This window comes from Streptomyces sp. NBC_01116 (assembly GCF_041435495.1).
GTDB lineage: Bacteria > Actinomycetota > Actinomycetes > Streptomycetales > Streptomycetaceae > Streptomyces.
Window position 1 is genome coordinate 8158255 of sequence record NZ_CP108644.1, and the last position, 14235, is coordinate 8172489.

Annotated in this window: 2 protein-coding genes (both cut by a window edge); both read left to right on the top strand. The window is 76.0% G+C overall.

What is annotated here, in order from left to right; translation table 11 throughout:
* A protein-coding gene (locus OG245_RS35670) for an amino acid adenylation domain-containing protein (protein ID WP_371627472.1) crosses the window boundary here: on the top strand, positions 1-12518 show its 3' portion. The gene continues 3055 nt to the left of window position 1, outside the view; the window shows 12518 of its 15573 coding nt (coding positions 3056-15573); its start codon lies beyond the left edge, outside the window; the stop codon is at positions 12516-12518.
* Positions 12515-14235, top strand: the 5' end (the start) of a protein-coding gene (locus OG245_RS35675; protein ID WP_371627473.1) for an amino acid adenylation domain-containing protein. The gene runs 13774 nt beyond the window's last position; only the first 1721 of its 15495 coding nucleotides appear in the window; the start codon lies at positions 12515-12517; its stop codon lies off the right edge, out of view. Before OG245_RS35670 ends, OG245_RS35675 begins: the two co-directional genes overlap by 4 nt.

Here is a 14235-nt window from a genome sequence, read left to right on the forward strand (position 1 = left end):
GCGCCGACGACGACTTCTTCGCCCTCGGCGGCCACTCCCTCCTCGCGACCCGCCTCGCCTCCCGGATCCGGGCGGCTCTCGACGTGTCCCTGTCGGTGCGCGACGTCTTCGAGGCCGCGACCGTCGCCGCCCTCGCCCGCCGCGCCCAGCACGCGGGCCGGGCCCCCGAACCGCTGCGGCCCTGGCCGCGCCCCGCCGAGCTGCCGCTCTCCCCGGCGCAGCGCCGGCTCTGGTTCCTCCAGCAGCTCCACGGCATCGGGGCCGACTACAACATCCCCTTCGCCGCCCGGCTGACCGGCCCCCTCGACGTCCCCGCCCTGCGCGCCGCCGTCACCGACGTGATGACCCGTCACGAGGCGCTGCGCACCGTCTTCCCCGCCACCGACGGCCGGCCGCGCCAGCACATCGTCGACGCGTCCGACCTCGCCGATCCGCTCACGGTCACCGAGGCCACCGGCGCCGAGGGCGAACTCCGGCAGTACGTCGAGGAGACGGCGGGCAGGGCCTTCGACGTCGAGCGGGACGTGCCGCTGCGCGCGGGCCTGCTGCGGATCGCCCCCGACCAGCACCTCATCGTGCTCGTCGTCCACCACATCGCCGCCGACCAGTGGTCCGCCCGCCCCCTCCTCACCGACCTCGCCACCGCCTACGCCGCCCGCAGCGGGGGAGACGCGCCCGCCTGGCCGCCGCTGCCCGTCCAGTACGCCGACTTCACCCTGTGGCAGCGCGACACCCTCGGCTGGGACGACGAGGCACCCGACGCGGACGGTGTCGCCGCAGCCCAGCTCGACCACTGGCGGACCGCTCTGCGCGACCTGCCCGCCGAACTGCCGCTGCCCGCCGACCGGCCGCGTCCGCCGGTCCCCAGCCACCGCGGCGGCTTCGCCCGCTTCACCGTGCCGCCCGAGGTGCACACCGCGATGCGCACGCTCGCCCGGACCGAGTCCACCTCACTGTTCATGGTCGCCCACGCGGCGCTCGCCGCACTGCTCGCCCGCACCGGGGCGGGCCGGGACATCGTCATCGGCACACCCGTCGCCGGACGCCACGACACCGCGCTCGACGACCTCGTCGGCTTCTTCGTCAACAACCTCGTCCTGCGCACCGACCTGTCCGGCGACCCCTCCTTCCGCGACCTCCTGCACCGGGTGCGGGAGGCCGACCTCGCCGCGTACGCCCACGCCGACGTCCCGTTCGAGCACCTCGTCGACGCCCTCGCCCCGCACCGCTCCCTCGCCCGGCACCCGCTGTTCCAGGTGATGCTGGCGTACGAGAACCGGCAGGCGGGCGAGATCGGGCTCCCCGGGCTCACCACCACGACCGTTCCGGCGTTCGGCCGCTCCGCCAAGTTCGACCTGACCTTCACCCTCGCCGAACGCGACGGGACCGACGGCATCGAAGGCGTCCTGGAGTACGCCGAGGACCTCTTCGAACCCGCCACCGCACAGGCACTCGCCGACCGCCTGGTCCGCCTCCTGGCCGAGGCCGTCACCGCCCCCGCGACACCGTTGCACCGGCTGGAGATCCTCGGCCCCGCCGAACGCACCGCTCTCCTCGGCCGCCCCGAGGACGTCGGCGCCCCGCACGGTGACGCCTCCACCACCCTGCCCGGACTCTTCGCCGCCGTCGCCGCCGCACACCCCGACGCACCCGCCCTCGCCGGACCTGACCTGGCCACGGGCGAGCGCACCGAACTGGACTACCGGGGGCTCGACGCCGCCGCGAACGCCCTCGCCCGCCGGCTCGTCGAACACGGCGTACGGGCACAGGACCGGGTCGCGGTCATGCTGCCCCGCACCGTCGAGGCCGTCGTCGCCCTGCTCGCCGTCGCGAAGACCGGAGCCGTCTACCTCCCCGTCGACCCGGACTACCCGGCGGAGCGGATCGCGCACATGCTCACCGACGCGGCCCCCACCCTCGTCCTCACCGCCCCGGGAACACCCGCCTTCGACGGTGCCTCCCGGCTGGAGATCGACGGCACCCCGACCGGCCCCGCCGACGACCCGGGCCACTGGCACACCCAACGGCCCGACACGGCGGCGTACATCATCTACACCTCCGGGTCCACCGGCCGGCCCAAGGGCGTGGCCGTCACCCACACCGGGCTGCCCGCCCTGGCCCGCACCCTCGCCGACGCCTTCGGGGCCGGGCCGGGCGACCGCGTCCTCCAGTTCGCCTCGCTGAGCTTCGACACGTCGGTCTGGGAGATCGTCATGGCGCTGTTCTCCGGCGCCGCCCTGGAGATCGTGCCCGCCGACCGGCGGCTCGGCGAACCGCTCGCGGACTTCCTCGCCGAACACCGCGTCACCCACCTCACCGTCCCGCCCGCCGTCCTCGCCGCACTCCCCGACGACGCCGTCGCCCCCGGCACCACGCTCATCGTCGCCGGAGAGGCCTGCACCCCCGCCCTCGTCCGCGCCTGGGCCGGACGCACCCGCATGTTCAACTCCTACGGCCCCACCGAGACCACCGTCGACGCCACCCTCTGGCGGTGCGACCCCGACCGGCTGCGCGCCGACGACAACAGCCCGGTCCCCGTCGGCACCGCCGTCGCCGAGACCGCCGCCCTCGTCCTGGACGCGGCGCTGCGGCCGGTACCGCCCGGCACCCCCGGCGAGCTGTACGTCGCCGGGTCCGGGCTCGCCCGCGGCTACCTGGGCCGCCCCGGCCTCACCGCGACCCGCTTCGTCGCCGCGCCCTACGGCCCGCCCGGCACCCGGATGTACCGCACCGGCGACCTGGCCCGCCGCCGTGCCGACGGAGAGCTGGAGTACCTGGGCCGCGCCGACCACCAGGTTAAGCTGCGCGGATTCCGCATCGAGCTGGGCGAGATCGAGTCTGCCCTGACCGCGCTCCCCGGCGTACGCCAGGCCGCCGCCGTCCTGCGCGAGGACCGGCCAGGCAGCAGGCTGCTCGCCGGCTACGCCGTCCCCCGGCCGGGGGACGACCTCGACCCCGGCCAACTGCGCACGGCGCTCGCGCGCACTCTGCCCGACTACGCCGTCCCGGCGACCGTGACCGTGCTGCCGGCCCTGCCGCTCGGCCCCACCGGCAAGGTGGACCGCGCGGCGCTGCCCGCCCCGGCCACCACCGCCGACGACGCCCCGCTGACCGGCGCCGCCGCCGCACTGGCGGACCTGTTCGCCGACATCCTGCGCCTGGACGCGCGGCCCGGCGGCGACGACTCCTTCTTCGTCCTCGGCGGCGACAGCATCTCCTCCATCCAACTAGTCGCCCGCGCAAGGCAGTCGGGTCTCGTGCTCAGCGCCCGGCAGATCTTCGAGCACCCCACCCCGCGCGCCCTCGCGGAGGTGATCGCCCGGATCGCCCCCGCCGGACCCCGGCCCGCCGACTCCGACCGGAACGTCCCGGCCCCGTTCACCCCGCTCATGCACTGGCTGCGCCGCAGCCCGGACCACTGGGGCGCCTTCCACCAGTCGATGCTGGTCACCGTGGCGTCCACGCTCACCGAGGACCGGCTGCGGACCGCGGTCGGACACCTCCTGGCCACCCACGACCTGCTGCGCGCCCGCGTCACCACCGACCACCCCGACGGCCGCCCCCGGCTCACCCCCTCCGGCACCGCCCCCGACCCGGCGACGCTCCTCACCGTCGCCCCGGTCACCGGCGACGACGCCGGGCTGCGCCGGGCCATCGAGACCCACTCGCGCGCCCGGGCCGCCGAACTCGACCCGGAAAACGGCCTCTTGATCCGGGCCGTCTGGTTCCCGCGCGGGCCCGGCCGGGACGGCAGACTGCTGCTGCTCGTCCACCACCTGGCCATCGACGGAGTCTCCTGGCGCATCCTGCTGCCCGACCTCGCGCACGCCGTCGCCACCGGAACTCCCCCCGCCCGGCCCAACACCTCCTTCGCCCGTTGGGCGGAGGACCTGTACGGCGACGCCGAACGCTTCGTCCCCGAACGGCCCTACTGGGAAAGCCTCCTGGCGGACCCGCCCGCCCCGCTCGCCCCCCGGGACGCGGCGGCCGCCCCGCACACCCCCGGCGAACTCCGCACCGAACTCGCCCCCGGTCTCACCGCGCCCCTGCTCACCGCCACCGCCGCCGCCTTCCACGCCCGCCCCGACGAGCTCCTCCTGGCCGCGCTCGTCCACGCGGTCGGCGGCGACGGTCCGGTCCTGGTCGATCTGGAGTCCCACGGCCGCCACGAGGAACTCACCCCCGGAGCCGACCTCTCCCGCACCGTCGGCTGGTTCACCACCCAGTACCCCGTCCGGCTGGACCCCGGCACCGGAGGCGTCGGCCAGGACGTCAAGCGCGTCCGTGACCGGCTCGCGGCGGTCCCCGGCCGGGGCGCCGGCTACGGGTCACTCCGCCAACAGGCCCCCAGCGGGGCCCAGATCGCCTTCAACTACCTGGGCCGGTTCACCGCCGACACCCCGGACGGGCACTGGGTCCCCGCCCCCGAATCCGACGCCGTGCACCCGGGACCGCAGCCGGTCCTCCTCGGCGGACACGTCCTGGACCTCAACGCCTCCACCCTGGACGGCCCGGAGGGTCCCGTGCTGACCGTCCGCTGGACGTACGCCGCCGACCTCATCGGCCCCGACCGGATCCGGGCCGTCGCCGACCGGTTCACTTCGGCCCTCACCGAACTGGTCCGCCGACGCGACGACCCCGGCTTCGCGGGACACAGTCCGGCCGACTTCCCGGTAGTGCTCGACCAGCACGAGATCACCGAGCTCGAAACGGCGGTCCCCGCACTCGACGGCGTACTGCCCCTGACCCCCCTCCAGCACGGCCTCGCCTACCACGCGCTGACCGAGGAGGCCGGGACCGACCCCTACGTCGTCCAGCTGGAGCTGGAGATCAGCGGACCGCTAGACCCCGGCCGCCTGCGCGAGGCCGCCCGGGCCGTCGTGGACCGGCACGCCAACCTCCGCGCCGGATTCCGCCGCCTCGCCACCGGCCGCCTGGTGCAGTACACGACCGCCGACGCCCCGCCGGAGTGGACCGAGCACGACCTGCGCGTCCACCCGGACGTTCCCGCGAACCCGGCCCCGGCCCCGGTCACCGACGACCGGGCACGCCACGACGCCCTCACCGCCCTGGTCGTCGACGACCGTGCCCGCCCCTTCACCCCGGACCGGCCCCCGCTGCTGCGATTCACCCTGATCCGCACCGCCGAGGACCGGTGGCGGCTGCTGTTCACCAGCCACCACCTGCTGCTCGACGGCTGGTCCACTCCGCTCCTGCTCACCGACCTGTTCGACGCCTACGCCGGACGCCCCCCGGTGCGCCGCCGCCCCTTCGCCGACTACGCGCACTGGCTCGCCGACCGCGACCGGCCGGCCGCCGAAGCCGCCTGGCGCACCGCCCTGGACGGCATCACCGAACCCACCCTCACCGCCCCCGCCGGCACACCGTCCACCGCCCTGATCCCCGAGGAGACCGCGACCGTCCTCGACCCCGCCCTCACCGCCGCGCTCCAGGACCGCGCCCGCGCCACGGGCACCACCCTGAACACCGTCGTCCAGACCGGCTGGGGGCTCGTCCTGTCCCGGCTCACCGGACGCGACGACGTGGTCTTCGGCAGCGCCGTGTCCGGCCGCCCCGCCGAACTCGACGGCGTGGAAGGGATGCTGGGACTCTTCGTCAACACCCTGCCCACCCGGGTGCGGACCGCCCCCGCCCGCACGCTCGGCGACGCGGTCGCCGACCTGCACGCGCGCCAGGTCGCCCTGCTCGACCACCAGCACCTCGGGCTCGCCGACATCCAGGGCCTCATGGGCATGCCCGCGCTCCTCGACACCCTGACCGTCTTCGAGAACTACCCCTTCGACGACGACGCGCTCTCCGGCAGCGAACGCGCCGCCGGGCTCGACGTACGCGGCGTCGGCGGGCGGGACGCCACCCACTACCCGCTGACCCTCGCGATCACCCTCCAGGGCGGTCGACTGCGGCTCGTCCTCAAGCACCGCCCCGACCTCTACGACACCCCGGCCGCGCGGGCGGTCCTCGACCGGCTGACCCGCGCCCTGGACCACCTCGCCCACCGGCCGGACCTCCCCGCCGGACAGATGGACCTCGCGCCGGAGACACCGGCCGCCCTCACCGGCCGGCCGGCCACACCCGCCGCCCTCGGCTGCGCCGCCACCGTCGCCGCCGTCGCCGCGAGGACCCCGGACGCCGTCGCCGTACGCCCCCTCGACGGCGGACAGCCGGTCGGCTACGCGGAACTCGTCGCGCGCGCCGCCCGGTTCGCGGACCGCCTGCGGGCGGCGGGGGCCGGACCCGAGCAGGTGGTCGCCCTGCTGCTGCCGCGCTCCGTGGACCTGGTCGTCGCCGAACTCGCGGTGGCCTGGGCCGGAGCCGCCTACCTGCCCCTGCACCCCGACTGGCCCGCCGAGCGCGTCCGGACCGTCCTCGGCGCGGCCGGCGCGGTCGCCCTGGTCTGCCGGTCCGGAGCCGACACCGCCGCGTACGGCCCGGTGCCGGTGCTCCACCCGACCGTGGACCACGCACCGGCTGGACGCACCGGTACGCCACCCGCTGCGGCCGCCCCGCACCGGCTCGCCTACGTGATGTACACCTCCGGTTCCACCGGCGAGCCCAAGGGCGTCGCCGTCCCCGAGAGCGCCGTCCTCGCCCTCGCCTCCGACAGCCGGTTCGCCGGCGAGGCCCACCGGCGGGTGCTCGTCCACTCGCCGCACTCCTTCGACGCGGCCACCCACGAGGTGTGGGGCACCCTGCTGCGCGGGGGCGAACTGCTCCTCGCCCCCGACACACCGCTGGACCCGGCGCGCTGGCGCTCCCTGCTGACCGGCGGGGAGAAGGCAGGAGCCGGGGGCGGGGCGGGCAGCGCCTGGTTCACCGCCGGACTCTTCGCCCTCCTCGCCCAGGACGCCCCCGAGACGTTCACCGCCCTGCGCGAGGTGTGGACCGGCGGCGACGTCGTGTCCCCCGGGGCCGTGGCCGCCGCCCACGCCGCCGCCCCGCACCTCCGTCTCGTCAACGGCTACGGGCCCACCGAGACCACCACGTTCGCCACCGCCCACCCCCTCGGCCCCGGGGCGCCCGACGAAGGGCCGCTGCCCATCGGACGGCCGCTCGACGGCATGACCCTCCGGGTGCTCGACACCGCCCTGCGCCCGGCCCTGCCCGGAGTCCCCGGCGAGCTGTACATCGGCGGAGCCGGGCTCGCCCGCGGCTACCACGGCCGCCCCGCCGACACCGCCACACGCTTCGTCGCCGACCCCCACGGGCGGCCGGGGGAGCGCCTGTACCGCACCGGCGACCTGGTGCGCGTCCGGCCGGACGGGGCCCTGGACTTCCTCGGCCGCACCGACGACCAGATCAAGCTGCGCGGCCACCGCGTCGAGCCCGGGGAGACCGAGGCGGCCCTCCTCGCCGAGGCGGACGTCGCCCGCGCCGCCGTCGTCCTGCGCACCGACCTCCCGGGCGGCCCCGCCCTCGTCGCATACGCGGTCCCCGCACCGGACACCGTGCTGGACACCGACGCGCTGCGCGCCCGCCTCGCCGCCCGCCTCCCCGACTACCAGCTCCCCGCCCACCTCGTCGCCGTCGAGGCGCTGCCGCTCACCGAGAACGGCAAGATCGACCGCGCGGCCCTGCCCGCCCCCCGCACCGCCGAACCGGCGGGCCCCGGCCACCTGCCCCCGCACGACCAGCGCACCGAACTGCTCTGCCGGATCTTCGCCGACGCCCTCGGACTGCACGGCTTCGGCCCGCACGAGGACTTCTTCGGGCGCGGCGGGCACTCGCTGTCCGCGATGAGCCTGGTGGGACGGGCCCGGACACTCCTCGACACGGAACTGTCCGTCGGCGACCTGTTCACCGCGCGCACCCCGGCGGCGACCGCCGCCCTGCTGCGCGGAGCCCGGAGCACCTCCCGGACCTCGGAACCGGCGCACCTTCCGCGCCCCGCCGAACCGCCGCTGTCCGCCGCCCAGCAACGCCTCTGGTTCCTCCACCGGCTGGAGGAGGAACCCACCGCCGCGTACAACGTGCCCATCGCGCTCCGCCTCACCGGGACCCTCGACGAACAGGCGCTGGAGCGGGCGCTCGCCGACCTCACCGCCCGGCACGAGGTGCTCCGCACGGTGTTCCCCGAACGCGAGGGCCGCGCCGTCCAGCGCATCCTCGCCCCGGGCGACGCCCCCGTACCTCTCACCGTCCGGCCGACGACGCCGGACGCCCTGGACGCCGCGCTGGCCGAGGCCGCGAGCCGGCCCTTCGCCCTGGAGCGGGAGACGCCGCTGCGCGCCGGCCTGTTCCGTGTGGCCCGCGAGGACGGGACGGGCCCGCACCACGACGTGCTGCTCCTCGTCCTGCACCACATCGCCGGGGACGAATGGTCCGTGCGCCCGCTGCTCGACGATCTCGCCGCCGCCCTCGCCGCCCGGCGGGACGGCCAGGACCCCCGGTGGGCGGCGCTGCCCCTCCAGTACGCCGACCACACGCTGCGCCGGCGGGCGCTGCTCGGCGACGAGACCGACGAGGACAGTGAGATCGGCCGGCAGGTCCGCTACTGGCGGGACCAGCTCGCCGGACTCCCGGCGGAACTGCCCCTCCCCATGGACCGGCCGCGCCGGCCGGACACCGGCCACGCCGGAGGCATCGTCGCGTTCGGGCTCTCCGCCGAGGTCGGCGCAGGGCTGCGGCGGCTCGCCTCCCGCACCGGCGCGACCCCGTTCATGGTCGCCCACGCGGCGCTCGCCGTCCTGCTCCACCGGATCGGCGGCACCGACGACGTCCCCGTCGGAACGCTCGTCGCCGGACGCGACGACGCCGCCGTGCACGACCTCGTCGGCTTCTTCGTCAACACCCTGGTCCTGCGCACCGACGTCGGCGGCGACCCGACCCCGGCCCAGCTCGTGGCCCGTGCCAGGTCGGCCACGCTCGACGCACTCGACCACGCCGACGTTCCCTTCGAGCGCCTGGTGGACCTCCTGGACGTCGAACGCTCCCTGGAACGCCACCCGTTGTTCCAGGTGATGCTGAACTACCAGAGCCGCACCGCCGAAGGACCGGAACTCGGCGGCCTGGGCAGCACTCCCGTCGCGGTGCACACCCGCACCGCCAAGTTCGACCTCACCGTCACCCTGGTCCAGGAACCGGGAGCCGAGGGCGTGCTGAACGGAGGCATCACCTACCGCACCGGGCTCTTCGACGAGGCGACCGTACGGAGGATCGCCGACTGGTACGAGCGGGTCCTGGCCGCCTTCGCGGAGCGGCCCGACCGGCCGGTCGGCGGTCTTCGCCTGCTCACCGACGACGAGCACCACCGGCTCCTCACTGCCTGGAACACCGCCGAGGAGCCGGTGCGGGCGCCGTCCGTCGCCCGGGAGTTCACCGAGCGCGCCGCCGGCACGCCGGACGCCCCCGCCGTGATCCACGGCGACCGGACCGTCGCGTACGGCGAACTCCTCGGCGACGCACGGTCGCTCGCCGTCCCGCTGCGCGGGCACGGGGTACGCCGCGGCGAACCGGTCGCCGTCCTCCTGCCCCGGTCGGCGGACCTGGTCACCGCCGCGCACGCCGTGCTCCAGGCCGGCGGGGCGTACATGCCGCTGGACACGGACCACCCGGCGGCCCGGCTGTCCGCGATGCTCGACGCGAACCCGCCCGCCGTGCTCCTCACCGACCGCGCCCACCGGGACCTGCTGCCCGAAGGGTTCGGCCGGCCCGTCCTGCTCCTCGACGACCCGCGCCCGGCGGCTCCCGCCGACTTCGTCCCCGCCGCACCCCACCCCGCCCAGCCCGCGTACGTCCTGCACACCTCCGGCTCCACCGGCCGCCCCAAGGCCGTCGTCGTCCCGCACGGGGCGCTCGCCAACCGGCTCGCCTGGACCCAGCGGCGCTTCCCCCTCGGCCCCGGGGACCGGATGCTGGCCAAGGCGGCCCCCGGCTTCGACGTCTCGGTCTGGGAGCTGACCGGACCCCTGCTCGCCGGGGCCGCCGTCGTCGTCGCGGGACCCGACGAGCACCGGGACCCCGCCCGTATCGCCGGGCTGATCCGCGAACACGGCGTCCACGCGGTTCACTTCGTGCCCTCGATGCTGGCCCTGTTCGCGGCCGAACCGGACGCGGCGCACTGCACCTCGCTGCGGTGGGTCTTCAGCGGCGGTGAGGCCCTCACCGACACGCTCGTGCGGCGCTGCGCGGAGGTGTTCCCGGCCCCCGTCGTCAACCAGTACGGGCCGACCGAGGCGGCCGTCGACGTCACCGCCCGCACCGCCGTACCCGGCGAAGGTCCCCTCGTGCCGCTCGGCGCCCCGGGCGCCGGCACCCGCGCCTACGTCCTGGACGCGGCGCTGCGGCCCGTGCCGCCCGGGGTGAGCGGGGAACTGTATCTGGGCGGGGCCCAGTTGGCGCTCGGCTACCTGGGCAGGAGCGCGGGGACCGCCGAACGCTTCGTCGCCGACCCGTTCGGCGCGCCGGGGGAGCGGCTGTACCGCACCGGCGACGTGGCCCGCTGGAACGGGCGGGGCGAGCTGGAGTATCTGCGCCGCGCCGACGACCAGGTGAAGCTGCGCGGCGTACGGATCGAACCGGCGGAGGTGCGGACCGCCCTGCTCGGCCACCCGGACGTCCGGGACGCCCTCGTCCTCGTACGCGACGACCTGCCGGGCGCGGCACGCCTCGTCGGCTACGTCACCCCCGGCGACCCGGCCGCCCCACCGCTCCCCGCCGATCTGCTCGCCCACAGCGCGGGCCTCCTGCCCGGGGCCCTGGTGCCCTCCGACGTCGTCGTCCTCGACCGCTTCCCGCGCACCGTGAGCGGGAAGGTGGACCGCTCCGCACTCCCCGCGCCCGCCGTCGCGGACCCGACGGCGGGGGAGCGGCCGGAGGACCCGGCCGAGGAGGTTCTCGCCGAACTGATCGCCGACCTGCTGAAGGTGCCCGCGGTCGGACGGCAGAGCAGCTTCTTCGCGCTCGGCGGCGACAGCATCACCTCCATCGTGCTGGTCGGCGCCGCCCGGCGGCGGGGGCTCGTGATCAGCCCCCGTGACGTCTTCGAACAGCGCACCGTGTCCGCCCTCGCCCGGGTGGCCCGGCGGGAGGAGGCCGCCGCCCTGGTCCACGACCCGGGGGCCGGAGCGGTGCCGCTCACGCCCGTGATGCACGCGCTGCGCCGGCGCGGCGGCGACCACCGCGCCCACCACCAGTCCCTCCTGGTGACGACCCCGCCCGGCCTCACCGCCGAGCGGCTGCGCCGGGCGCTCGGGCGTCTCGTCGCCCACCACCCCGTCCTCGCCGCCCGGCTGGACGGCACGGAGGACGGCACGTGGACGCTGCGCGTTCCCGAGGACCCGGCTCTCACCGACGACGCGCTGACCACCGTAGGGTCCGCGCCCCTCGCGGACGCGATCACGGCGGCCTCACGCACCGCCGTCGGCGAACTCGACCCGCACACCGGCCGGATGCTGCGCGCGGTCCTCCTCGACCCCGGCGACGGGGGACCGGGCCGGCTGCTGCTGGTCGCCCACCACCTGGTGGTCGACGCGGTGTCCTGGCGGATCCTGCTGCCCGACCTCGCCCAGCTGTGCGCCGACCCCGACGCGCCGCTGCCCCCGGTCGAGACGTCCTTCCGCACCTGGTCCCGCGCCCTGACCGCCACCGCCGTCGGCCGTCGCGCCGAACTCCCCTACTGGAGCGAGGTGCTGGGCGACGCCGGACCCGCCCCGTACGGCCGGGAACCCGACCCCGCCACGGACACCCCGGACACCGTCCACCGGCTGATCACCACCGTCCCCGCCGACCTGGCCGAACCCGCGCTCAACGAGGTGACCGCCGCGTTCCACTGCACCGAACAGGACGTCCTGCTCACCGCGTTCGTCCTCGCCCACAGCCGCTGGCGCAACGACAGAGGCGTCCTCGTACTGCTCGAAGGGCACGGCCGCGACGCCGCACTCCCCGAAGTCGCCGCCCCCGCCCGGACGGTGGGCTGGTTCACCAGCCAGTACCCGTTCCGGGGACGCCTCACGGAAGCCGGGCCCGACACCACCATCGCGGACCCGAACGCGGCCGGACGGCTCCTCAAGCAGCTCAAGGAACAGCTCCGCGCGGTTCCCGACCACGGCATCGGCTACGGGCAGTTGCGCCACCTGGACGCCGCGTCCGGGGCCGCGCTCGCCGCCCGCCCGGAACCCCTGACCGGCTTCAACTACCTGGGCCGCTACGACATCGGCGAGGACGACGCCGCGGCCCCCGAACCCTGGACCCCGAGCCCCGAGTCGGCCGCCGTGTGGCGTCCGGCCCCCGCGCTCGGCGTCCACACCGCGGTGGATCTCGACATCACCGCGCTGCGCCGCCCCTCGGGCACCGAGCTCTCGGTCAGCTGGCACCACGCGAGCCGGCTCGTGAGCGACGAGGAGATCGCGGTCCTGGACCGCTGGTGGCGCACCGCCCTGGAGACCCTGGTGGCGGCCGCCCGCACCCAGGCCGCCGGGCACACCCCGTCCGACCTCGGCCTGCTGTCGCTGAGCCAGGACGAAATCGACGAGTTCGAAGACGAGTGGAGGACCACGTGACCGGCGCACCCCAGGGACTGCAGGACATACTCCCGCTGTCCCCGCTCCAACAGGGGCTCTACTTCCTGTCGTCCTACGACGACAGCGCGCTGGACGTCTACAACGTGCAGCTCGGCCTGGACCTGACGGGACCGCTCGACACGGACCGTCTGCGCCGCGCCGTCGGGGCCCTCCTGAACCGCCACCCCAACCTCAAGGCCGCCTTCCGCACCCGCCGCAACGGCGACCCGGTCACCGTCGTCCCGCACACCGTGGACCTCCCCTGGCAGGACGCCGACCTCTCCGGCCTCGACGCGGCCGAGCGCGACCGGCGGGCCGGACGCCTCACCGAAGCCGACCGGCACACCCGCTTCGACCTGGCCCGCCCGCCGCTGATCCGCTTCACCGCCATCCGCCTGGCGCCCGATCGCCACCGGCTCCTGTTCACCCACCACCACCTCCTGCTGGACGGCTGGTCCACCGCCCGCGTCGTCCAGGAGCTCTTCGCCCTGTACGCGGCCGACGGGTCGCCCGCCGCCCTGCCCGAGGTCCGCCCCTACCGCGACTACCTGGCCTGGGCCGCCGCCCAGGACACCGCGGCCGACGAGCGCGCCTGGCGCGAGGCGCTGGCCGGCCTCGACGGTCCGACCGTCCTCGCACCCGGTCTCGACGGGCAGCCGCAGGCCCAGCCGGCCTCCTGGGACGTGGACCTGCCCCCCGGCTCCGCCAGGACCCTGGCCGCCGCCGCCCGGGCGCTGGACGTCACCGTGCCCGCCGTCGTACAGACCCTGTGGTCCCTGGTCCTGGCCGACCTGACCGGACGCCGGGACGTCGTCTCGGGCACCACCGTGTCCGGCAGGCCCGCCGAACTGGCCGGGGCCGAGTCCATGGTCGGGCTGTTCATCAACACCCTTCCGGTACGCGTCCGCATCCGGCACGACGAGACCCTCGCCGAACTGGTCCGGCGCACCGCCGCCGAACAGGCCGCCCTCCTGGCGCACCACCATGTCGCGCTCGCCCGGATCCAGAAGCTCACCGACAGCGGCGGTCCCCTCTTCGACACGCTCTGCGTGTTCGAGAACTACCTCGTCGACACCGGATCCGACGACGACCGGGGCGGCTCGGAGCAGAAGCAGTTCGCGGGGCTGCGCGTCGAGGCCGTCACCGGCCGGGACGCCACCCACTACCCGCTCACCCTGGTCGCCGCCCCCGGGGCCGACGGGGGGCCGGTCCTGCGGCTGAGCTACCGCACCGACGCCCTCGGCCAGGACGACGCCGCGCGCATCGCCGCCCGACTGCGGCGCGCCGTCGAGGAGTTCACCGCCGACCCGCACCGCCCGCTGCCCCGCACCGACCTCCTCACCCCCGAGGAACGCGACCGGGTCCTGAACACCTTCAACGCCGACACCGCCGACATCGAACCCGCCACCCTGCCCGTGCTCTTCGAACGGGAGGCCGCCGCACACCCCGACCGGCCCGCCGTCGACGACGCCGGACACGTCCTCACGTACACCGAGCTGAACACCCGCGCCAACCGGCTCGCCCACGCCCTCATCGCCGCGGGCGCCGGCCCCGAGGACGTCGTCGCCGTCGCCCTGCGCCGGGGAGCCGACGTCCACGTCGCCCAGCTAGCCGTCGGCAAGGCGGGCGGCGTCTTCGCCCCGCTCGACCCGGACCAGCCCGCCGAACGCCTCAGCGGCCTGATCGCCGGCAGCGGGGCCGTCGTCGTCCTCACCCA